Source organism: Micromonospora sp. NPDC006431 (assembly GCF_042870725.1).
Classification (GTDB): Bacteria; Actinomycetota; Actinomycetes; order Mycobacteriales; family Micromonosporaceae; genus Micromonospora.
The window spans coordinates 74,201-95,371 of record NZ_JBIAHQ010000014.1; the positions used below are offsets into that span (position 1 = coordinate 74,201).

The 21,171-nt window shown below is 72.8% G+C and carries 22 protein-coding genes; 21 read left to right on the plus strand and 1 reads right to left on the minus strand.

Going from position 1 to position 21,171, the window contains the following annotated elements; genetic code table 11:
• The first annotated feature begins 101 nt into the window (after positions 1-101).
• The 19 genes from ACFYM6_RS23030 to ACFYM6_RS23120 all read left to right on the plus strand — a co-directional run bounded on the left by ACFYM6_RS23030 (position 102) and on the right by ACFYM6_RS23120 (position 17,410).
• Positions 102-296, plus strand: coding sequence for a ferredoxin (locus ACFYM6_RS23030; protein ID WP_387278529.1), 195 nt, complete (start codon positions 102-104; stop codon positions 294-296).
• The gene (locus ACFYM6_RS23035) at positions 293-1,468 is read left to right on the plus strand and encodes a steroid 3-ketoacyl-CoA thiolase (protein WP_387278530.1); all 1,176 of its coding nucleotides are present in this window, start codon (positions 293-295) and stop codon (positions 1,466-1,468) included. The genes ACFYM6_RS23030 and ACFYM6_RS23035 overlap by 4 nt, the downstream gene beginning before the upstream one ends.
• A gap of 1 nt (position 1,469) precedes the next feature.
• Complete coding sequence (locus tag ACFYM6_RS23040) at positions 1,470-2,663, plus strand: CaiB/BaiF CoA transferase family protein (protein ID WP_387278532.1); 1,194 nt, start codon at positions 1,470-1,472, stop codon at positions 2,661-2,663.
• A gap of 163 nt (positions 2,664-2,826) precedes the next feature.
• Positions 2,827-3,567, plus strand: a complete 741-nt coding sequence (fabG, locus tag ACFYM6_RS23045; protein ID WP_387278534.1) for a 3-oxoacyl-ACP reductase FabG — start codon at positions 2,827-2,829, stop codon at positions 3,565-3,567.
• Complete coding sequence (locus tag ACFYM6_RS23050; protein ID WP_387278536.1) at positions 3,564-4,025, plus strand: hypothetical protein; 462 nt, start codon at positions 3,564-3,566, stop codon at positions 4,023-4,025. The genes fabG and ACFYM6_RS23050 overlap by 4 nt, the downstream gene beginning before the upstream one ends.
• Positions 4,022-4,573, plus strand: a complete 552-nt coding sequence (locus tag ACFYM6_RS23055) for a 3-hydroxyacyl-ACP dehydratase FabZ family protein (RefSeq protein ID WP_387278538.1) — start codon at positions 4,022-4,024, stop codon at positions 4,571-4,573. The genes ACFYM6_RS23050 and ACFYM6_RS23055 overlap by 4 nt, the downstream gene beginning before the upstream one ends.
• On the plus strand, positions 4,563-4,817 hold the full coding sequence (locus ACFYM6_RS23060; RefSeq protein WP_073834329.1) for an acyl carrier protein: 255 nt from the start codon (positions 4,563-4,565) through the stop codon (positions 4,815-4,817). Before ACFYM6_RS23055 ends, ACFYM6_RS23060 begins: the two co-directional genes overlap by 11 nt.
• 3 nt (positions 4,818-4,820) lie before the next feature.
• Positions 4,821-6,026: a beta-ketoacyl-[acyl-carrier-protein] synthase family protein gene (locus tag ACFYM6_RS23065; RefSeq protein ID WP_387278540.1), complete on the plus strand. Its 1,206-nt coding sequence runs from the start codon at positions 4,821-4,823 to the stop codon at positions 6,024-6,026.
• Positions 6,023-7,096 (plus strand): beta-ketoacyl synthase N-terminal-like domain-containing protein, encoded by a 1,074-nt coding sequence (locus ACFYM6_RS23070; protein ID WP_387278542.1) that lies wholly within the window; start codon positions 6,023-6,025, stop codon positions 7,094-7,096. The genes ACFYM6_RS23065 and ACFYM6_RS23070 overlap by 4 nt, the downstream gene beginning before the upstream one ends.
• Positions 7,097-7,099: 3 nt before the next feature.
• Entirely contained in the window at positions 7,100-8,218 is a 1,119-nt protein-coding gene (locus ACFYM6_RS23075; protein WP_387278544.1) for a beta-ketoacyl synthase N-terminal-like domain-containing protein, read from the plus strand.
• On the plus strand, positions 8,215-9,270 hold the full coding sequence (locus ACFYM6_RS23080) for a beta-ketoacyl synthase N-terminal-like domain-containing protein (protein ID WP_387278545.1): 1,056 nt from the start codon (positions 8,215-8,217) through the stop codon (positions 9,268-9,270). The genes ACFYM6_RS23075 and ACFYM6_RS23080 overlap by 4 nt, the downstream gene beginning before the upstream one ends.
• A complete protein-coding gene (locus ACFYM6_RS23085) occupies positions 9,267-10,064 on the plus strand; it encodes an alpha/beta fold hydrolase (RefSeq protein ID WP_387278547.1) in 798 nt (265 codons plus the stop codon). The genes ACFYM6_RS23080 and ACFYM6_RS23085 overlap by 4 nt, the downstream gene beginning before the upstream one ends.
• Positions 10,061-10,999, plus strand: a complete 939-nt coding sequence (locus ACFYM6_RS23090; protein ID WP_387278549.1) for a thioesterase family protein — start codon at positions 10,061-10,063, stop codon at positions 10,997-10,999. The genes ACFYM6_RS23085 and ACFYM6_RS23090 overlap by 4 nt, the downstream gene beginning before the upstream one ends.
• Complete coding sequence (locus tag ACFYM6_RS23095) at positions 10,996-11,733, plus strand: DsbA family protein (protein ID WP_357441739.1); 738 nt, start codon at positions 10,996-10,998, stop codon at positions 11,731-11,733. Before ACFYM6_RS23090 ends, ACFYM6_RS23095 begins: the two co-directional genes overlap by 4 nt.
• Entirely contained in the window at positions 11,733-12,467 is a 735-nt protein-coding gene (locus ACFYM6_RS23100; RefSeq protein ID WP_387278551.1) for a class II aldolase/adducin family protein, read from the plus strand. Before ACFYM6_RS23095 ends, ACFYM6_RS23100 begins: the two co-directional genes overlap by 1 nt.
• Before the next feature lie 2 nt (positions 12,468-12,469).
• Positions 12,470-14,032: an AMP-binding protein gene (locus ACFYM6_RS23105; protein WP_387278553.1), complete on the plus strand. Its 1,563-nt coding sequence runs from the start codon at positions 12,470-12,472 to the stop codon at positions 14,030-14,032.
• The gene (locus ACFYM6_RS23110; RefSeq protein ID WP_387278555.1) at positions 14,020-15,300 is read left to right on the plus strand and encodes a cytochrome P450; all 1,281 of its coding nucleotides are present in this window, start codon (positions 14,020-14,022) and stop codon (positions 15,298-15,300) included. Before ACFYM6_RS23105 ends, ACFYM6_RS23110 begins: the two co-directional genes overlap by 13 nt.
• A gap of 34 nt (positions 15,301-15,334) precedes the next feature.
• On the plus strand, positions 15,335-16,015 hold the full coding sequence (locus ACFYM6_RS23115; RefSeq protein ID WP_387278557.1) for a peroxiredoxin-like family protein: 681 nt from the start codon (positions 15,335-15,337) through the stop codon (positions 16,013-16,015).
• A 66-nt stretch (positions 16,016-16,081) separates the two neighbouring features.
• Positions 16,082-17,410 carry an LLM class flavin-dependent oxidoreductase gene (locus tag ACFYM6_RS23120; RefSeq protein ID WP_387278559.1) on the plus strand — a complete coding sequence of 443 codons (1,329 nt, stop codon included), beginning with the start codon at positions 16,082-16,084 and terminating at the stop codon, positions 17,408-17,410.
• A gap of 176 nt (positions 17,411-17,586) precedes the next feature.
• On the opposite strand, the gene ACFYM6_RS23125 is transcribed toward ACFYM6_RS23120, so the two are convergent.
• A complete protein-coding gene (locus tag ACFYM6_RS23125) occupies positions 17,587-18,654 on the minus strand; it encodes an LLM class F420-dependent oxidoreductase (protein WP_387278561.1) in 1,068 nt (355 codons plus the stop codon).
• 225 nt (positions 18,655-18,879) lie between these two features.
• Here ACFYM6_RS23125 and ACFYM6_RS23130 point away from each other — a divergent pair, with 225 nt between their 5' ends.
• The gene (locus ACFYM6_RS23130; RefSeq protein ID WP_387278562.1) at positions 18,880-19,557 is read left to right on the plus strand and encodes a Crp/Fnr family transcriptional regulator; all 678 of its coding nucleotides are present in this window, start codon (positions 18,880-18,882) and stop codon (positions 19,555-19,557) included.
• 248 nt (positions 19,558-19,805) lie between these two features.
• On the plus strand, positions 19,806-21,089 hold the full coding sequence (locus tag ACFYM6_RS23135; protein ID WP_387278564.1) for a hypothetical protein: 1,284 nt from the start codon (positions 19,806-19,808) through the stop codon (positions 21,087-21,089).
• Positions 21,090-21,171 lie beyond the last annotated feature (82 nt).

Here is a 21,171-nt window from a genome sequence, read left to right on the forward strand (position 1 = left end):
GACACACAAGAGCCTTCACAAAGACGATGCTCGTATTTCCCAGATACGAGTACTCCACTACGGTGGAACACGAGCACCGTGACCGAGAGGGGATGGCGGCGATGCGGGTACAGGTGGACTTCGACAGGTGCGACAGCAACGGCCTCTGCGAGCTCGCCGCGCCGGCGGTCTTCGAGGTGCGCGACGACGACTTTCTCCACGTGCTGCAGGAGAACCCGCCGCAGGAGCTGTGGAACGAGGTGACGCAGGCCGCCAACGCCTGTCCGAAGCTTGCCATCACGCTGGAGGACCGGTGACCTCGGAGGACCGCGAGCCGGTCGTCGTCGCGGCGGCCCGCACCCCCATCGGCAAGCGCGGCGGGGCGCTGGCCGGGCTGAAGGGCGTCGAGCTGCTCCGGCATGTGCTGCGTGCCGTCGTCGACGCCGCGGGCGTCGCGCCCGACGCCGTGGAGCAGGTGGTGGGCGGGTGTGTCACCCAGGCGGGCGAGCAGAGTTTGAACGTCACCCGCAACGCGTGGCTGAGCACCGGGTGGGATCCGGCGGTCGGCTGCACGACGGTGGACGTCTCGTGCGGCTCCGCCCAGCAGGCCAACCACCTCGTCGCCGCGCTGATCGGCAGCGGCGCGATCAGCGTGGGCATCGCCTGCGGGGTGGAGTCCATGAGCCGGGTCCCGATCGGCGTCAACCTCTACAACGGACCGGGCCACTACAAGACCGCCGACTACCCGTGGGACGACCCGCCGCGCGCGCAGTTCGGCGGCGCCGAGCGGATCGCCGCCCGGCAGGGCATCACCCGCGCCGACGCCGACGCGTACGGGGTGCTCTCCCAGGCGCGCGCCGCGGCGGCCTGGGCGGCCGGGCGCTTCGACCGGGAGGTGGTCGGTCTCGACGTGCCGGCGCCGGGCGAGGTCAGCTCCGCCGGGCGCCGCCGGGTCGACCGGGACGAGGGGCTGCGCGAGACCACGATGGAGGGCCTGGCCAAGCTCGCGCCGAACGTGCCCGAGGGCGTGCACACCGCCGGCACCACCTCGCAGGTGTCGGACGGGGCGGCGGCGATCCTGTGGATGTCCCGCGGCCGGGCCCGGGCGCTGGGGCTGCGGCCCCGGGCGAGGCTGGTCGCCCAGGTGGTCACGGGGGCAGATCCGTACTACCTGCTCGACGGGCCGGTGGCGGCGACCGGCCGGGCGCTGGAGCGCGCCGGCATGACCCTGGCCGACCTCGACCTGGTCGAGGTCAACGAGGCGTTTGCGGGCGTGGTGCTCAACTGGGCGCAGCAGCACGACACCGACCTGGAGCGGGTCAACGTCAACGGCGGGGCGATCGCGTTGGGCCATCCGCTCGGCTCCAGCGGCACCCGGCTGCTCGTCACCGCGCTGCACGAGCTGGAGCGCCGCGACTCGCAGACGGCGCTGGTCACGATGTGCTGCGGGGGATCGCTGGGCACCGCGACGATCCTGGCCCGGGTGTGACGTGCGGCGGGAGGAGTTCTACCGGGAGGCCCGCGACGACCGGGACGGCCCCCTGCACGGCCTGTCCGTCCTGGACGTGACCAAGGTGTGGTCCGGCCCGTTGGCCACGAGCCTGCTCGCCGACATGGGCGCGAACGTGGTCCGGGTCGAGCTGCCGCACGGCCGCGACGGCGAGGTGCCGCCGGAGATCCCCGGCACGGGGCTGTCCTGGTTCCGTGAGACGGTGAACCGGAACAAGCGCAGCGTGGGGCTGGACCTGCGGCAGCCCGCCGGCCGGGACGCGTTCCTGGAGTTGGTGCGCGATGCGGACCTCGTGGTGGAGAACTACAAGCCCGGCACGCTGGACGGCTGGGGCGTCGGCTACGCCGACTGCCGCCGCGTCCGGCCGGACATCGTGGTTGTCTCCATCACCGGCTGGGGACAATACGGCCCGGACGTCGACCGGCCGGCATACGACCCGGTGGTGCAGGCCGCGAGCGGCTGGATGTCGCTCAACGGTGACCCGGCGGGCCGCCCGGTCCGGGCGCCGACGTTCCTCGCCGACGAGCTGGCCGGCCTGCACGCGGCCGTCGGCGCCCTGGCCGCCCTGGCGCACCGCGACCGCACCGGCGAGGGGCAGCACGTCGACGTGGCCATGCTCGACAGCCTGCTCGCCAGCAGCTGCGGCCTGTTGACGCTGGCCGCGACCGGCGCGCCGCCGGCGCGTTGGGGCAACCAGACCGACTTCGCGGTCCCGTCGAACGTCTACCGCTGTCTCGACGGCGACATCTACCTATCCGTCGCCCTCGACAAGCACTGGCGGGCGCTGGCGGAGACGATCGGCCGGCCGGAGCTGGCCCGCGCGCCGGGCTACGGGCGGGGCGCGCAGCGCCGGCAGAACCGGGGCGTGGTCGACGATCTCGTGGCCGCCTGGTGCCGGCCCCGCCCGGTCGGCGAGGTGATGGCGGCCTTCCGCGCCGCGGGCCTGGTGGCCGAGCGGGTGCGCACGCTGGCCGAGGTCGCGGCCGATCCGCACGTGCGGGAGCGGGACATGCTCCAGCCGACGGTGCTGCACAACGGTGCCGCCGCGCCGCTGACCGGCCCGGCGGTGAAGTTCTCCCGCACGCCGACCCGGATCCGCCGGGGCGCGCCGGCCGCCGGCGCGGACAGCCGCGACGTGCTGGGGGAGGCCGCTCCGCGCCCCGACGGGCCATAGGCTTTTCGCTGCTGTCTACATAGTGTCTACGAGTGTCTTCCGTGTCTCCTGCTGCATCTATTGATGTCGAGGCGAAGATGCTTCAACATAGGAGCACGGGATACGAGTTCCCGTCGCCGATCGGGGGCACCCGGCGTGGGCGCGGCGGGCGAAGGAGGCGTGTGTGAGCGAGCAACCGCTGGCACTGGTGACCGGCGCCTCACGGGGTATCGGCCGCGCGGTGGCCGTCCGGCTCGCCGAGCAGGGCTACGGCCTCGCCTGCTGCTACAGCAACCCGAGTGAGGCCGCCGAGAAGACCGAGGCGCAGGTCGCCGCGACCGGGGTGCCCAGCTACTTCGCTCCCTGCGACGTCGCCGACGACGCGGCCGTGGACGCGTTCATCGCCGCGGCCGAGCGGCGGCTGGGCCCGATCAGCCGGCTGGTCAACAACGCCGGCATCACCCGGGACAGCCCGCTGGTGCTGGCCCGCCGCCCCGACTGGGAGGCGGTCATCGACACCAACCTCGGCGGCACCTGGAACTTCTGCCGTGCCATGGCCTTCCGGTTCATGAAGCGCCGCGCCGGGGCCATCGTCAACCTCTCCTCGATCGCCGGCATCCACGGCAACGCCGGCCAGACCGCGTACGCGGCCAGCAAGGCGGGCATCATCGGGCTGAGCCGGTCGCTGGCCAAGGAGCTCGCCCCCTACGGCGTACGGGTCAACGTGGTCGCGCCCGGGTTCATCGAGACCGACATGACCGATGCGCTGGACGCCAAGGCCCGGGACCGGGCACGGGGCATGATCGGCCTGCGTCGGTTCGGCCGCCCCGAGGACGTCGCGGCGATGGTGGACTTCCTCCTCGCCGACCAGGCCGGCTACGTCACCGGCCAGGTGTTCCAGGTGGACGGGGGGATGACCCTGTGACCGCCGCGACCGCGGCGCCGGCCTGGCGGCCCGCTGCCCCCGTCCCCTGCGCCGCCCCGTTGCCGGCCGTCGACCGGCTCCGGGTCGCTCCCCGCGCTGGCGGATGGACGGTCACCGCCCGGGTCGCCGTCGACCCCGGCGACCCGAACCTCGCCGGGCACTTCCCCGGCCAGCCGATCTACCCGGGCGTGTTCGTGGTCGAGACCCTGTGCCAGGCGATGGCCCAGGCCGTGCCCGGCGCCCCCCGGCTGCGCGCGGTCACCTCGATCCGGTTTCTCGCGGCGCTGCTCGGCGGTGACGAGATGGAGCTCACCCTCGACGTGGATCCGGCGGCCCCCGCCACGGGCGCCGCTTCCCCCTCGGAGCCCGGCTGGACGGTACGCGGCACCGGCCGGCGGCACGACGGCACGGTCACCGCCCAGCTGCGCGCCGTCTTCGACGCCGGAGCGGGCGCGTGAACGCCGCCGAGATCCGGGCCGCCCTGCCACAGCGCCACCCGCTGCTGCTGGTGGACCGGGTGACCAGTCTCGAGCCCGGGGTCGCCATCGAAACGGTCAAGGCGATCACCGCGACCGAGCCCTGCTACGCCCACCTCGGCGACGACGCCAGCGCCGAGGACTACGCCTACCCGGCATCGCTGCTCATCGAATCGTTCGGGCAGAGCGCCGCGCTGCTGTGGCTGGACGGCTCCGCCCCGTCGCACCGGCTCACCGACGACGCCGTGCTGCTCTTCGTGGGTGCCCGCGAGTACACCGTCGAGGGCCGGGCGTACCCGGGCGACGTCGTCCGGCACGTCGTACGCCTGGAACGCGTTGTCGCCGACACCGCCTTCGCCACGGGCGAGAGCTGGGCCGGCGAGCGGCGCATCGCCACCGTCGGCTCGCTCATCGCCGCCCGCCGTCCCCGCGCCGCGGTCGCCGAACCCGCACCCGGTCGCACCGGCACGGGCGTCGACCGCACCATCCCCGCTAACACCAGTGCCCAAGGAGGCCGACATGTCCGGTGACAATGAGCGGTACGAGCAGCTCCGGGAGATCATCGCCGAGGTGTTGGAGATCGAGACCGACGAGCTGACCGACACCGGGGACTTCGCCGAGGAATACCAGGCGGACTCGCTGCGCGCCATCGAGATCCTGGCCCGCATCGACAAGGAGTTCAAGGTGGAGATCCCGCAGTCGGAGCTTCCGGAGCTGCGCAACCTCAAGGCCACCTACGACGCCGTCGCTCGGCACGCCGGCTGGCAGGACTGAACGGTGCGGCGCGTGGTCGTGACGGGCCTCGGCCCGGTGTCGAGCATCGGAACGGGAGTGACCGCGTTCGGCGCGGCCCTGCGGGCGGGCCGGTCCGGCATCTCCCGGATCAGCAGCTTCGACCCGTCCGGGTTCCCGCACCGCAACGGCGGTGAGGTCCGCGACTTCGACCCCGCCGCCTGGCTGCACCGGCTGCCGCCCGAACGGTGGGGCCGGTCCAGCCAGTTCGCGGCGGCCGCCGCACGGCTTGCGGCGGACGACGCCAAACTGGACCTGGACACGGTGGACCGGGGCCGGGCGCACGCCGTGATCGGCACCACCAGCGGGGAGTCCGTCGTCGTCGAGGCGTTCACCGCGCGGCTCGTCGAGGCGGGCTTCGACGCGGTGCCGGCGCAGCTGGTCGAGCAACTGCCCGCCGGCCGGCTGGCGCACGCGGTCAGTGAGGAGCTGGGCCTGCGCGGCGAGTCGCTGACCCTCGCCACCGCCTGCTCCGCCAGCAACTACGCCATCGGGTACGCCTACGACCTGCTCGTCACCGGCGAGGCGGACGTGGTGTTCGCCGGCGGCGCCGACTCGGTCTGCCGCTGGGCGCACGCCGGGTTCTACCGGCTCGGCGCCCTCACCGAGAGCGCCTGCTCGCCGTTCGACCGGGACCGCTCCGGCATCCTCACCGGCGAGGGCGGCGCGGTGCTGGCGTTGGAGACGCGGGAGCACGCCGAGGCGCGGGGCGCGCACATCTATGCGGAGGTGCTCGGCTACGGCCTCAACTGCGACGCCAACCATCCGGTGGCCCCGGACCGGGACAGCATCGCCGAGTGCATCCGCATCGCCCACCGCAACGCCGGCGTCACCCCGGACCAGGTCGACTACATCTGCGCCCACGGCACCGGCACCCCGGCCAACGACCTGGTCGAGGCGCAGGCCGTGCTGGAGGTGTTCGGGCCGAAACCGCCGCCCATGAGCTCGATCAAGTCGATGATCGGGCACACCATGGGTGCCGCCAGCGGGTTCGGCGCGATCGCCTCCGCCCTGGCGATCGACCAGGGCTTCCTGCCCCCCACGATCAACTGGTCGCACCCGGACCCGCAGCTGGCCGACATCGATCCCGTGCCGAACGTGGCCAGGCCGGCCACCGTCCGGCTCGTGCAGAACAACGGGTTCGCCTTCGGCGGGAACAACGCGATCGTGCTGCTCGGAGCTGCCCGATGACCCCGCTGACCATCAACGGCCTCGCGGCGCTGAGCGCCGCCGGTGACCGGCCGGAGGCGCTCGCCCGACGGGTCGCCGCCCTCGCCGGGGAACGCCATCCGGGCGTTCCCGTCGGCGGGATCGTCACCGAACCGCTGCCGCGCGCCGAGGGCCACGCCCTCACCGACTTCGACGTGCGGGCACGGCTCGGCCGGCGCGGCACGAGCTTCTACGACCGGGCCACCGCCCTGGCCGTGGTGGCCTGCGGCGACGCCCTCGCCGACAGCGGGCTGACGGTGGACGACACCAACCGGGCCCGCGTCGGCGTGGTGCTGGGCACGACCGTCGGCAGCCTGAAGTCCACCAGCGACTACACCCGCGAGACCCTTGTCCAGGACAAGCCGTACCTGGTCAACCCGATGCTGTTCCCCAACACCGTGATGAACTGCGCCGCCGGCCAGGCGGCCATCCGACACGGGCTCAAGGGGATCAACGCCACGGTCACCGGCGGGCCGCTGGCCTTCTTCAACGCCCTGCGATACGCCGGCAACGCCATCCGCCGCGGCTACGTCGACACCATGCTCGTCGGCGCGGTGGAGGAGTTCTCGGCGCACCGGGCCTGGGCATCCGCGCTGAGCCCGGCGGGCGGCGAGGTCGCCGCGGGCGAGGGCGCCGCCGTGTTCGTGATCGGCAGCGACGCCGGCTCCGCCGGGCGCGCCGCGGTTTGCGCCGTGGCGACCGGGTACGGCCCCGACGGCACGGCGGAGCAGGCGCTTACCGACTGTGTCGCCCGTGCCCTGCACGTCGCGGGAGCTGCCCCGACCGACGTCACTCTCCTGGTTACCAGCGAGACCACCATTTCCGGCCGCCGCCCGCAGCGCGCCGCCGCGCTGCGGGCGCTCGGCGGGCACCGGCCCGCCGACCTCGTCGTCAGCCGGGCGGCGGGGGACTGCGGGGCCGCCACCCCCGCCCTCGCCCTGGCCGTCGCGCTGCGCCTGCCCGGCCACGGCGACTGGCCCCCGTCCGGCCTGGTCCTGCTCACGGCCCAGGGCACCGACGGCGGCGTCGGCGCCGCCCTGGTCCGGCGGTAGCCCGTGCCGGCGCTGATCGCGGCGAGCAGCCTGCGCACCTGTCTCGGCGACGGCGCGCGCACCTTCGCAGCGCTGCTGAACGGCCGTACGGGGGTGCGCGAACTGCGACACCCGCTGGCCGGCCGGCTCAACGTGACGGCCGGCTACCAGATCGACGAGCCCGCTCCCGGGGCCGCGCTGCGGGCCGGCGCCTGGCTGCGGGAGTGCGTCGCCGAGGCGCTGGCGCGGGCAGCCGTCGACCCTCGGCGGGCCCGGGTGGTGGCGCTCGTCGGCACCGGGCTGCGGGAACTCGCCGCGGTCGAGGAGTTGGCGCTCACCGGCGCCGCCACGGCCCCGTCCCGCCTGCACTTCGGGCCCGCTGTCCGGGACGCCGCGCCCGGCCTGGCCGAGGTGGTGACCATCGCCAACGCGTGCAGCGCGGGCGGGCACGCCCTCGCGCTCGCCCAGGACCTGGTCGACGCCGGCGAGGCCGACGCGGTCGTCGTCGGCGCCGCCGACACGATGACCGCCTCCATGCTTGCGATGATCGGCAAGGTCGCCCCGACGCCCACCGCCCAGGTCCGCCCGTTCGACCGCGACCGCACCGGCGTGCTGCTCGGAGAGGGCGCCGCCGCGCTCGTCGTGGTCCCCGAGGACTGGACCGGGCCGGCCGTCGGCCGGCTGCTCGCCACCGGGCTGTCTTGCGACGCCGTGCATGAGACAGCCCCCGATCTGGACGGCATCTGCCGGGCGATGCGCGATGCCTGGGCGCGGAGCGGCCGTGGCCCGGAAGAGGTGGACCTGGTGGTGGCCCACGGCACCGGCACGGCCCTGAACGACCCCACGGAGTGCGCCGCGTTGCTGCGGTGCCTGCCCCGGCCCGGAGCGCCCCTGATCACCGCCGTGAAGGGGGCCGTCGGCCACCTGTCGGGCGCCGCTGCCCTGGCCAACCTCGACGTGGCACTGCGGTGCCTGGCGAGCGGCATGGTGCCGCCGGTCGTCGGGCTGGTGGACCTCCTGCCCGAGGGCGACGGGCTCACCTTCGTCCGGGACGTCCGCGCCCGCCGCGGCGTCACCCTGGCCCAGGTCAACGCCTTCGGCTTCGGCGGCGTGAACGCGGTGACCCTGGTGGAGGCGCCGTGACCGGCACGCCGTCCCCGCTGGCCGCCGGTGCGGCGCCGGCCTCGCTCGCCGTCGGCGCCGCACCGGGATCCACGCCGGCCACCGCCGTCGCGGTCACCTCCTGGAGCATTCACCTGCCCCCGCCGGCGTCCACGACTACGCCGTGCTCTGCGGCGCCGACCTCACCCGGCGGGCGCGTCAGCGCGACCTCGGCACCCGGCGCGGCCGTCGCCGGCCTGCCGCCGGTGGACCCCGCCTGCCCGCCCGATCGCGCACACACCCTGCTCGGCCGCAAGGGGTTGCTGTACAAGGAGCCGGCCACCCGGCTCGCGCTGTGCGCCGTGCACCGTGCCCTGGGCCTGCCCGACGGCGTCCGCCCCGATGCCGCCCTCGATCCCGGCACCGCTGTCGTGGCCGCCAGCAACCTCGGCAACGTCGGCACGGTCATCGACGTGACCCGCGCCGTCGCCCGGGAGGGCAGCCGGGGGGTCAGCCCGATGGCGGCGCCCAACGCGTCCAGCAACGTCATCGCCAGCAGTGTTGCGCTGTGGTTCCGGCTCGGCGGGCCGAACCTGATGGTCTGCTCCGGCGAGACCGCCGGCCTGGACGCGCTCGCCCTGGGCGCCCTGCTCCTGCGGGCCGGCCGGGCCGACCGGGTGCTGGTCGTCGGCGCGGAACCCGACGACGAGACCGCCGTCGCGGTGCGCCGGGGCCCCGCCGCCGCCGGCGCCGCCGCGCCGCCGCTGCGAGCCGGGGCCGCCTGCGTGGTCCTCGAACCCGCCGCGCGGGCCGCCGCCCCGCTGGCCACCCTGACGGTCGGGCCGGCCGTCCGCCGCCGCGCGGACGTACCCCCGTGGCCGGCCGGGCCCCGGGTCGTGGTCGGCCCCGGCCACCTCGACCCCGCGGCCGCCTGGGGCGACTGCTACGGCGCGCAGGGAGTGCTCCAGGCGGCGCTGGCCGCGCGGCTTGTCGCCGAGGGCGCGGACGGCGTCGCGGTGCTCTGCGGCGGCGACGACGATGGCTGGCGTACCGCCCTGCTCACCCGTGCCACCCCAACCGGGAGGCAGCCGTGACGACGCCGGCCGTACGGGAGTTGCGCCGGCCCACGTCGGGCGGCCCGCTCGTGGCCTTCGTCCACGGGCTGGAGGACTCCTGGGAGAGCTGGCTGCCGTTGAGCCACGCACTGCCGCCCGCGTGGTCCCCGGTCGCCCTCGACCTGCCGTGGCGGCCCGGCAACGACTACCAGTGGCGGCGCCGCCCCTCCGCCCAGTGGCTGGCCGACGGCCTCGACCGGCTGGGCCGGCGCCCGGACCTCCTCGTGGCCCATTCCTTCGGCGCCAACGCCCTGCTCGAACTGCTCTGCGTCCGCGACCAACGGGTGCCCGACACCGTCATGCTGATCTGCCCGCTGTACCGGCCGCCGGACGTCGCCGTGACCTGGCGGGTGTTCGAACGCGCCCGGCGGGCCTTCGAACGGCACATCCACGACTCGCTGCGCAGCCGACTCGGCAAGCGGCTGCGAGCCATGGAGGCCGAGGTGGTGGACCTGATGATCGCCAAGGCGGTCGACCGGGTCGGCCCGGCCGGCTTCCTGACCGTGTTCGACCAGTTCTGCGCCAGCGCGTCACTGCGGCTGGACCGGGTGACGGCCCGGGTGCTGGTGCTCGCCGGTGGGTCGGACCCGACCCTGTCCCCGGAGGCCGCGCGGACCCTCGCCGACGGCATGCCGCACGCGTCGCTGTCGGTCGGCGACGGCTACGACCACTTCTGCTACGCCCGCCAGCCCGAGGATGTCGCGTCCCGCCTGCGGGCCTTCGTCGACGCGATCCCCGTCGTCACCGGTCATCCCAAAGGAGCAGCCACGTGACAACCCTCGCCCCGCACCCGCCCACCCCGAGCGTCCTGTCCGGCCGGCCGCGCTACGAAGGCGCCAACATCCGCACCTGGATCGGTTTCAAGCACTTCATGTACCTGGTAGAGGAGGCGGTCCTGCAGTGGCTGCTCGACCAGGGCCACGGCGCCCGCGCGCTCTTCCACGAGCACGGCCTCGGCACCGAGATCATCGACTGCTCGGTGCAGTTGCCCGCCGTGCTGGAGGTGGACGACGAGGTCCGCGCGGAGGTGGTCGCCGGCACCGGGAACCGGCTGCGGGTGCAGCTGTCGGTGAGCCGTGACGGGCAGGACGTCGTGGTGCTGCGGGGACACGTCACGGTCGCCCTGGTGCCCGAGACCGACGCGTCGGTGCACCGGCCCGCCCCGGCCGCCGTCGCGACCTGGGAGGCCACGGGACTCGGCGCGGCGACCGGCCTGCGCGCGGAGCTCCCACTGCCGGCCGGCGCCGACCCCGTCTCCGTGTTGACCCCGGCCGGCTCGGCGGCCTTCCTGTGGTCCTGGCGGGCGCCGTACTTCTACTGTCACTTCTCCGACCGGGTGCAGCACTCCGGCTTCGTGCGCGCCTTGGAGGAGGTCGTCGAGCGGTTCCTCGCCGACCGGGGCATCTCCGTGGGGCGCATGCTGCGGGAACGCGCGTGGATCCCGGTGGTGTCGCGGGCCCGGGTACGCCTGGCCGAGCCGGCCCACATGGAGGAGACGGTGCACACCGTCTTCCAGGTCGACGACGTGCTGCGGTCGATGATGTTCAGCGGCCGGATGGACTGCTACGTCCAGCGCGACGACCGGCTGGTGCTGGTGGCCACGGCAAGCATCCTGCACGGGTACGCGATCAGCCGGGGACCCAACGCCGGTCAGCTCGCCCGGCTCGACCCCGAGGTGTGCGGGATCCTCACCGGGGGGCATCCGTGACCCGCGCGCCCGCCCGCCCCCGGCTCTTCTTTTCCTTCCGCAGCCCGTACAGCTGGCTCACCATCCGCCGGCTGCGCGCAGCGGTGCCCCAGGCGTTCACGGAGCTGGACTGGTTCCCTTACTGGGACCCCGACGCGCGCACCTGTGCCGCCCTCGACGAGCGCGGCGCGGAGTTCCACTACGTGCAGATGAGCCGGGCCAAGCACCTCTATCTGCTGATGGACACGAAACGGCTGGTGCAGCGCGAAGGTGTGCCGATGGCGTGGCCGATCGACGTCGACCCGCACTGGGAGGTGCCGCACCTGGGCTGGCTGGCGGCCCGCCGCGCGGGCCGCGCGGAGGCCTTCTACGACGAGGTGGTCGCCGCCCGCTGGGAACGCGGCGAGAACATCTGCGAGCCGAAGGTGGTGGCCGGGTGCGCCGAGCGCAGCGGCCTGGACCCGGAGCTCGTGACGGGCGCGGTCGACGACCCACAGCTGCGGGCGGAGGGCGCGGCCTGCCTCGAACGCGCCTACCTCGACGACGTCTTCGGGATCCCGTACCTGAAGTGGGGGCGACACCGGTTCTGGGGACTGGACCGCCTCGACGGGTTCCTGCGGCTGTGGCGGCCCGACGCGCCCCCCTTTCCCGTTCCCGCCGACGCCGGAACGGACGACGCGGGGCTTCCCGACCGGGCGGAGGCCATCGTGACCTCCGGCGGCTACGACACCGACACGACGGGCGGGTGTGGATGATGTTCCCCCTCGACACACAGGCCATCCGGCAGCAGCGCATGCAACGGCTGGCCGCGACGCTGCGGTTGTTCGCCGAACTCGGCTACGACGAGGGCGCCGGCGGGCACATCACCGCCCGCGACCCCGAGCGGCCCGACTGCTTCTGGATCAATCCGTTCGGCATGTACTTCGGCCACGTCAAAGTCAAGGACCTGCTGCTCGTCGACAGTGACGGGCAGGTGCTCGCGGGCAATGGGCGGATCAATCCCGCCGGGTTCGTCATCCACTCGGCGGTGCACGCCGCGCGGCCCGACGTCATCTGCGCCGTGCACACCCACTCGGTGTACGGCCGGGCGTTCGCCACCCTGGGCCGCCTGCTCGACCCGATCACGCAGGACGCCTGCGCGTTCTACGGCGACCACGCCCTCTTCGACGACTACAGCGGGGTGGTGCTCGACGAGCGCGAGGGCAAGCGCCTCGCCGACGCGCTGGGCTCGGCCAAGGCCGCGATCCTGCGCAACCACGGCCTGCTGACCGTGGGTGGGACCGTGGAGGAGGCCGCCTGGTGGTTCGTCGCCATGGAACGGTCCTGCCAGGTGCAGCTCACCGCCGAGGCCGCCGGCAAGCCGGTGCTCATCGACCACGAGGAGGCCGAGCGGACCCGCGAGGTGATCGGCTCGCCCGGCATCGGCCGGTACAACTTCAAGCCGCTGTACGAGGGTGTCCTGCGCCGCCACCCGGACCTGCTGGACTGAGGATGCCGCGCGTGGAGCTACCGCCCGCCCTGCTCGCCGCCCGCGTCGCCGCCGCCCCCGACGCGCCGGCGCTCGCCGACGAGGCCGGCGCCCTCAGCTGGGCCGGGCTGGCCCGCCGGGTCAACCGGTGGACGGGCCTGCTCGCCGGGGTAGGGGTCGCCGCCGGCGACGCGGTCGCGCTGATGCTCGGCAACCGCCGGGAGGCCGTGGAGGCGCTGCTGGCCTGCCTGCACGCGGGCGTTACCGCGGTGCCGGTGAACTGGCACCTCACCGCGCCGGAGGTGACGTACCTGCTGGAGGACTCCGGCGCCCGGCTGCTCCTGGTCGACCCGCCCCGGGCAGAGGTGGGCGCCAAGGCGGCGGCCGAGGCGGGCACCGTGCGAGCTCTGGTCACCGGCGACCGCGACGCGTACGGCCTTGCCGCGGCGGAGCCGGCGCTCGCGGCGCTCGACCCGCACGCCCCGCCGGTGGCGCAGAAGTGCGGGCAGCTGATGATCTACACGTCGGGCACGACCGGACGACCCAAGGGCGTGCTGAACGGGCTGTTCGTCACCGGGGCGCCGTTCGATCGGGTCACCCGCCTGCTCGACTACGCCACCGGCACGCTCGGCGTGCCCACCGATGGCCGGGTCCTGCTGGTCGGGCCCTGGTACCACTCCGCCCAGCTGTTCTTCGCGCTGCTGCCTCTGCTCAACGGGGCCGCACTGGTGCTGCGGGAACGGTTCGACCCCGTCGCGACGCTGGCCGCCATCGACGCCGAGCGGATCACCGAGTGTCATCTCGTGCCGACCCAGTTCGTGCGGATGCTGCGCCTCGACGAGGCCAGTCGGGCCGGCTTCTCGGGGGCCAGCCTGCGCCGGATCTGGCACGGCGGGGGCGCCTGCCCGCCCGACGTCAAGCGCCGCATGATCGACTGGTGGGGCCCGGTGCTGGTCGAATATTACGCGGCCACCGAGGGGGGAGTGGTCACCCTCATCGACTCGGCCGACTGGCTCGCCCACCCCGGCAGCGTCGGGCGGGCCGTGCCGCCGAACCAGATCCTCGTCGTCGACGACGACGGCCGCGAGCTCGACCCGCACCAGCGGGGCCGGATCTTCATCCGTCGGCCCGGCCGCGGCTTCCGCTACCACAACGCCGCGGAGAAGACGCGCGCCGCACACCTCGCGCCGGGGGTGTTCACGTACGGCGAGGTGGGGCACCTCGACGACGACGGCTACCTGTACCTCACCGGCCGCGCCCAGAACATGATCGTTTCGGGGGGCGTGAACGTCTACCCGGCCGAGGTCGAGCAGGTACTGCTGCGGCACCCGGAGGTTCACGACGCCGTCGTGCTCGGCGTCCCCGACGACGAGTACGGCGAGCGGGTGGCCGCCGTCGTCGAGTGGAAACCGGGCGGCGGGCAACGGTCCTGGTCGGCGCTCGACGCCCACTGCCGGCGCCACCTGGCCGGGTTCAAGGTGCCCCGCTGCTGGCGGTCGGTCGACGCCGTCCCGCGCGAGCCGACCGGCAAGGTCCGCCTCGACCAGTTGCGCACGCTCTGCGGGGACGACCGATGGGAGCTCTGAAGGACATGCCAGCCATGCAGTCGGCCCCGGCGGTCCCGGTCGACATCGCCCACCCCGCGACCTACGCCGGCGGGGTGCCGCACGAGGAGTTCGACCGGCGCCGCCGCGAGGAGCCGGTCGGGTGGGTGCCGGAGCCGGCGCTGTGGCGGCACAGCTCGGCCGGCCGCATCCAGCAGCGGGGCGCCGGGTTCTGGGCGGCGACGACCCACGAGGCGGTCGTGGAGGTGTCCCGGCAGCCCGAGGTGTTCTCCTCCGCGCTGCGCGGGGCGTTCCTGCACGACCCGCGCACCCCGGCGGACCTGGAATTCATGCGGCAACTGCTGGTGAACATGGACGCCCCGCAGCACGTGCGGATCCGCCGCCTGGTGACCTCGGTGTTCACCCCGCGCGCCGTGCGCTCGCTCGCCGACACCGTCACCCGGCACGCCCGGGACCTCGTCGAGGCCGTGCGCCGGCGGGACACGTTCGACGCGGTCACCGACCTGGCGGCGGAACTGCCCCTGCTCGTGCTCGCCGACCTGCTGGGCCTGCCCCGCGGCGACCGGCATCTGCTGTACCGCTGGAGCAACAACCTGGTCGGCTTCGACGACCCGGAGTACGGCGGCGGCGACGTCGAGGTCTACCGGCAAACGTTCGCGGAGGCGTTCCAGTACGCGCTGGCCGTAGCCGTACGGCGGCGGGCCGCGCCCCGCGACGACCTGATCAGTCTGCTCGCCGCCGCCGAGGTCGACGGGCGGCGGCTGACCGACCGGGAGTTCTGCCAGTTCTGGCTGCTGCTGGTGGTCGCCGGCAACGAGACGACCCGCCACCTGATCTCCGGCGCCCTGCACCTGCTGCTGCACGACGAAGCGCTACGCCGGCGCTGGCTCGGCGCGCCGCTGTCCACCGCCACCGCCGTCGACGAGTTCCTCCGGGTGGTGACCCCGATCATGCAGTTCCGCCGGACCGCCACCCGGGACGCCACCCTGGCCGGCACCAAGATCGCCGAGGGCGACAAGGTCGTCATGTTCTACGTCTCCGCCAACCGCGACGCCGCGGTCTTCGCCGACCCGCACCGGGTGGACCTGGAGCGGGCACCCAACCCGCACCTCAGCTTCGGCATGGGCCCGCACTTCTGCCTGGGCGCCCACCTGGCGCGGATGGAGATGGCCGCGCTGCTCGACGCCGTCGTCCCGCACCTTCCCCGACTTGCCACCACGGGCCCGGTCGTCCGACTGGAGTCCAACTTTGTCAACGGCATCAAGTCGATGCCTGTGGGCTGGACCTGAGATCCAGGGCCGGACCAGCGGAGAGGAGAGCTCGATGTCCCTCAACGAACGGCTGCGAGAGTACAAGTCCCGCCAGGAGGCGGGCGAGGTGCCACCGATTACGCCGGCCCACCTCGAAGTGATCTACCGGGAGGCGCACGCACTGGCCGCCTCGGGGGCCGAGGACCGGGTGCTGAAAGTGGGCGCGCCGTTCCCGTCCTTCGAGCTGCCCGACGAAAACGGCGAGCTCATCTCCTCCGCCGACCTGTTGTCCCGGGGGCCGCTCGCGGTGGTCTTCTACCGGGGCGTCTGGTGCGACTACTGCAACTTCGAGCTGGAGGCGTTGGAGGAGGTCTACCCGCGGATCAAGGAACTCGGCGCCGACCTGGTGGCCATCTCGCCCGTCACGATGCCCCTGCTGCGCGCGGCCATCCGCCGCAACAATCTCTCGTACCGAATCCTCAGCGACCGGGGCAACGTCTACGCCGCGCGGTTCAACCTGACCTACACGATGAACCAGGACCTGCTCGACGTGTGGGGCAGCTTCGGGATGGACTTCTCGAAGATCAACGGCGACGACAGCAACAGCATGACGATGCCCGGGGTGTTCCTCGCCGACACCGACGGCGTGCTGCGCTTCGCAACGGCGTACGCGCGCCACTGGGAGCGAACGGAGCCGGCCGACCTGCTCGCGGCCATCGAACGCCTGAGCCCGGATCGCTCGGTCCGGTCCTGACCAGCGTCACCGGTCGCGTCGCCACCTTGCGCCGGGTGGCGGCGCGACCCTCGCGAAGGGGGAAACATGCATCTCAACGTGTTCACCGAATGCTCGCCGTCGCCCCAGTTCGTCGGCATGTGGCGCGCGCCCGGCGACGCCACCGGCGCCGGCTACCGGTCGCTGGACTACTGGGCGGCGGTCGCCCGGCGGCTGGAGGCCGCCTGCGTCGACGCGCTGTTCTTCGCCGACATCCACGGCACCTACGACGTCTACCAGGGGTCGTGGGCGACCGCGGTCCGGCACGCCGTGCAGATCCCCTCGATCGACCCGGTGCCAGTCGTCGCGGCGGCGGCGCTGGCGACCACCGAGCTGGGCTTCGCGGTCACGTACTCCACCACCTACCACCAGCCGTACGAGTGCGCCCGGCTGTTCTCCACGCTCGACCACCTCACCCGAGGCCGGATCGGCTGGAACATCGTCACCTCGTATCTGCGCTCGGCCACCGACAACGGGCTCGGCGAATATCTGGACCACGACCTGCGCTACGACCGGGCCGACGAGTACCTCGAGGTGGTCCGCGCGCTCTGGGAGCGTAGCTGGGACGACGGCGCGGTAGTCCGCGACACCGACGCCGACGTCTTCACCGACCCGTCGCGGGTGCACGCGATCGACCACCGGGGCGACTGGTTCACCGTGCGCGGGCCGCACCAGTGCGAGCCGTCCCCGCAGCGCACACCCGTGCTGTACCAGGCGGGCGCGTCGGGCCGGGGGATGGCGTTCGCCGCCCGGCACGCGGAGGTGATCTTCCTGACCATGGCCGATCCCCAGAGCGGGGCCGAGACGGTCAGGCGGCTGCGCCAGCGGGTGGCCGACGCGGGACGCGACCCGCGCGGCGTGCGCGCCCTACAGGGCACCATGGTGATGGTCGGCGCCGACCGGGCGGACGCGAAGCGCAAGGCGGCGCAGTACCACGACCTGTGGAGCCCGGAGGGGCAACTGGCGAAGTGGTGCGGCTGGATGGACATCGACCTGGCCGCGTATCCGGATGAAACCCCGGTCGACGAGGTGAAGAACCAGGGCAGCCAGTCGTTCCTGGGCTTCCTGCGCGGGCTGAGCCCCGAGCGGTCGTGGACCATCGGCGACGTACGGTACCTGGTGTCCCGCCCCCGGCGGGCCCGCCGGGACGCGCCGATGACCCTGTTCGGCACGGCCGAGGAGATCGCCGACCGGATGGAGCAGTGGCTGGCGGTCGCCGACGTCGACGGTTTCAACCTGATCCCCTGCAGCCCCTCGGACGGCCTTGGCGACATCTGCGACCTGCTCGTCCCGGAGCTGCAACGGCGCGGCATGTTCCGCACCGCCTACCGGGAGGGCGAGACGCTGCGGCAGCGCTACTTCGGCCCGGACGCCTGACGACCGAGCGCGGACGGCGCGTGGGCGCTTTCACGTATTTGAAGGGTCTTGTTTGGAGGCGCGGGCCACCGGCATGCTGGCGCACTCGAAGGCGTTGCAGGACGCACTCGGCGGACAAGGACCACCGCGTCCGCTCGACCTGGTCCTCGAGGGCGCGGGTAGCCAGCCGTTCGTGGTCAACGGGGGTCGCCAGTCGCAGACGGCTCGGCGAGCAGGTCGCGCAGCCGCTCGACGAGGCGCAGCCTGTCCCGGTGCGTGCGGGCCAGCGGGGTCACGTTGAGGGTGCTCACCCCCGCCTCTCGGTACGCGGCCAGCCGCTCGGCCACCCAGGAGGCGGGCCCGATCAGGCAGGTGCCCTCCACCAACTCCTCCGGCACCGCCTCGGCCGCCGCGTCTCGGCGCCCGGCCAGGTACAACTCCTGCACGGTGCGGGCCGCCGCGCCAAACCCGTACCGCGCCGCGAGGGTGTTGTAGAAGTTCGCGCCCACCGCGCCCATGCCCCCGAGATAGAGCGCCAGCTCCTGCCGGGCCAGCCGGCGCAGGTGGGTGACGTCGTCGCCGATCGCCAGCAGGGCGTTGACGTTCACGTCGAGCGGCCCGAGCGACGGGTCGCGCCGCCCGGCGCCGCGGGCGAGGCTCTCGCCCCACACCGCGGCGGACCGCTCGGGGTAGAAGAAGGCCGGCTGCCAGCCCTCCGCCAACTCCGCGGCCAGCGCGACGTTGCGCGGTCCGATGGCGGCGAGGGTGATCGGGATCCGTTCCCGGACCGGCTTGTTGATCAGCTTGAGCGGTCGGCCCAGGCCGGTGCCCTGGTCGGCGGGGAGCGGGATGCGGTAGTGGGTGCCCTGGTGGACCAGCCGCTCCCGGCGCCAGACCCGTCGGCAGACGTCGATCACCTCGCGCGTACGGGCGACGGGCGCGTCGAACGGCACGCCGTGGAACCCCTCGATGACCTGCGGGCCGGAGGTGCCCAGGCCGAGGGTGAACCGGCCCGATGAGACGTGGTCGAGCCCGGCGGCCGTGGTGGCGATCAGCGTCGGGGTACGCGTGTACAGCTGCATCACCCCGGAGGCGATCCCCAGCCGCCGGGTCCGTCCGGCGATGAACCCCAGCTGGCTGACGGCGTCGAACGTGTACAGCTCGGCCACCAGCACCAGGTCCAGGCCCGCCTGCTCGAAGTCGACCAGCTCGTCGGCGATGTCGGTGATGCCGGCGCGATAGTTGAGAGGCATGCCCAGCCGCATCGACGACGCTCCCGAGGTCGTATGTAGGAGTATGTGCAAGCCTTCCTACGCCATCCCGAAGGGTTTCCACAAGTTCCGGGGCCGGTGTCCGAGCAGACAGAACCGGACGACGATCAGGCGGGCCGTCTCCTCGTGTTCTCTAGTGTTTAGCAGGCTTAGCTAGTATCCATGAGCGAGGATGTGGTTTCCTCTACGTGTGCTGTGCCGGGCGGAAGGTGAGCCGACGTGACACAAGCCGAGCCCCTGCCGAGACTCAACATCTCGGATCTCCGGGCGCTGACCGGGCGAGTGCCCGGGACCTCGCTGATCGAGCTCTCCCGCAACGATCATATCTACCGTGCCGGATCACCCGATGCCCACGTCTACGTCGTCGAGCGTGGCCAGGTGAAGACCCAGATGGTAGCCGCGAGCGGCAAACGCTGCCTGCTCTCGGTGCACGTGGCGGGTGACCTGTTCGGCGAGACCGCCCTGCTCGGACTGGAGCGGCTGGAGTCCGCGATCGCGTTGACCCGTACCGTGCTGCGGCGGATCCCGGCAGCGCGCGCCGCCGCTGTGCTGGCCGCCGAAGGCTCCGCCGGCGTGCTCGCGCGTCACCTCAGCATCCGTCTGCAGCACCAGCAGAAGGTGGTGGCGGACATGGTGACGATGCCGAGCGAGCTGCGCCTCGCGGTGCGCCTGCAGGATCTGGCCGAGCGCTTCGGCCGGCGCGGGCCGTTTGGCACCCGGGTGGACATCGCCCTCACCCAGGAGGACCTGTCCGAGATGGTCGGTACCACGCGGACCCGAGTCGGCCAGTTCCTCAAGCGATTCCGCGAACTGGAAATGGTGGATTTCACCCCTCGGTCACATTTGACGGTGCACGAGGAGCGCCTTTCCGAGTGGATTGCGACCGCAGCGCATTGACTGCTCATTAGTGAGCAGACTGCCGGGCGGGCAACGGTAGAAGATGCCTTGCAACAGCTCACTCGTAAGGGAGGTTAGCCATGAAGAAGCTTGTTGTTCGCAAGCTGGAGCCCATCAAGACCAGCGCCGCCGCGGACTGCGTTCCGTCCGCCGCCTGACAAGGCCCGATGATCGGCGGGAACCGGCGCGAGCGATCGCCCGGTTCCCGCCGAGCGCCGTCTGCACCGCAGAAGTGAAGGGATCACCCCATGGCCGTCAACACGGCTGACTCCGTCGTCACCGTCCGCCCGTTCGTCTCGACCACTGACGGCGCGGAGGTCATCATCGGCGACACCGACCGCAAGGTCTATCTCGCCATTCCGGCCGAGGGGCTGGACATTCTGCATGCGCTCGCCGAGGGCCGGACCATCGCCGAGACCGCCCGGATCTACGAGCGTAAGCACGGCGAGAGCGCGGACATCGAGGATTTCGTCGCCGTGCTGGCCGACGAGGGTTTCGTCACCCGCGGCGGTGAGCCCGCCCCCGCCACCGAACCCGCCCACGAGCACGGGCATCAGGCGATCAAGCGGTGGAGCTTCGACTGGATCTCGCCCGCCACCGCGCGCCGACTCACCGGTCCTGCCGTGATCGTGCCGGGCCTCGCGGTCATCCTGGCCGGCGTGGTGATGGCGGCCAGCGATCCGGGCCTGCTGCCCGGCGCGCGGGCGCTGCTGTTCACAGGCGGAAACTTCGCGGTGCTCACCGTGGTCAGCGTCACGCTGGCGATGATCGGGCTGTCGCTGCACGAATTCGCGCACGCGCTGGCGGCTCGTTCCGTGGGTGTGTCGGCGACCCTCGGCATCAGCAACCTGATGTACATCCTGGTCGCTCAGACGGACATCAGCGGCATCTGGATGGCATCGAAGCGCGCGCGGTACAAGGCATTCCTCGCCGGGTTCTTCGTGGACGCGTTCTTCAGTTCCCTGCTGGTCGCGTTCCTGTTCGCCGCCCGGCACGGCGTCCTCGATGCGCCCAATTGGTCGGTCCTGCTGGCCAGTGCGGCTCTGCTCACCTTTCTGGTGCGCATCGGATTCCAGTTCTTCTTCTACCTGCGGACCGATATCTATTACGTGATCGCGACTGCCCTGAACTGCCGCAATCTGATGTCGGACACCGAGCGGTTCCTGTCCAACGGGATCAAGCGGTTGACCTTCCGCCGAGACAAGGTGGTCTCGCAGGCGGGTATCCCGCGCAACGAAATGCGCAAGGTGCGGGTATACGGAGCGATCTGGGTGTTCGGCCGGATCTTCTCACTGTTCGCCCTGGTGTTCACGATCCTGCCGGTGCTGTGGGTCTATCTCGAACAGTTCGTGCTGCTGGCGATGGGAGAGCCGACGCGGTTCTCGTCGGCTGACTTCGCAACAGTGGCGGTGCTGGCTGGGCTGCTCAACGGCGGCGGCCTGGCGATGTGGGGCCGCAACCTGTGGCGCGGCTGGCGCCGCCGGCGCGCCGAGGACGTCAAGATGCTCGCTCGGCAGACCGCAGCCGGCTGACCCGCCCGACGACGCCGGGCCCATGCGGGCCCGGCGTCCCGGCGTTCCTGGGCTCCTAAATTTGCACCGGTCATCCTGGAAG

Bases quoted from the DNA above. Each gene is read 5' to 3' on its own strand.
- ACFYM6_RS23030 (WP_387278529.1), top strand. From the start codon at position 102: ATGCGGGTACAGGTGGACTTCGACAGGTGCGACAGCAACGGCCTCTGC.
- ACFYM6_RS23060 (WP_073834329.1), top strand. From the start codon at position 4,563: ATGTCCGGTGACAATGAGCGGTACGAGCAGCTCCGGGAGATCATCGCC.
- ACFYM6_RS23070 (WP_387278542.1), top strand. From the start codon at position 6,023: ATGACCCCGCTGACCATCAACGGCCTCGCGGCGCTGAGCGCCGCCGGT.
- ACFYM6_RS23100 (WP_387278551.1), top strand. From the start codon at position 11,733: ATGTTCCCCCTCGACACACAGGCCATCCGGCAGCAGCGCATGCAACGG.
- ACFYM6_RS23105 (WP_387278553.1), top strand. From the start codon at position 12,470: ATGCCGCGCGTGGAGCTACCGCCCGCCCTGCTCGCCGCCCGCGTCGCC.
- ACFYM6_RS23110 (WP_387278555.1), top strand. From the start codon at position 14,020: ATGGGAGCTCTGAAGGACATGCCAGCCATGCAGTCGGCCCCGGCGGTC.
- ACFYM6_RS23115 (WP_387278557.1), top strand. From the start codon at position 15,335: ATGTCCCTCAACGAACGGCTGCGAGAGTACAAGTCCCGCCAGGAGGCG.
- ACFYM6_RS23120 (WP_387278559.1), top strand. From the start codon at position 16,082: ATGCATCTCAACGTGTTCACCGAATGCTCGCCGTCGCCCCAGTTCGTC.
- ACFYM6_RS23125 (WP_387278561.1), bottom strand. From the start codon at position 18,654: ATGCGGCTGGGCATGCCTCTCAACTATCGCGCCGGCATCACCGACATC.
- ACFYM6_RS23135 (WP_387278564.1), top strand. From the start codon at position 19,806: ATGGCCGTCAACACGGCTGACTCCGTCGTCACCGTCCGCCCGTTCGTC.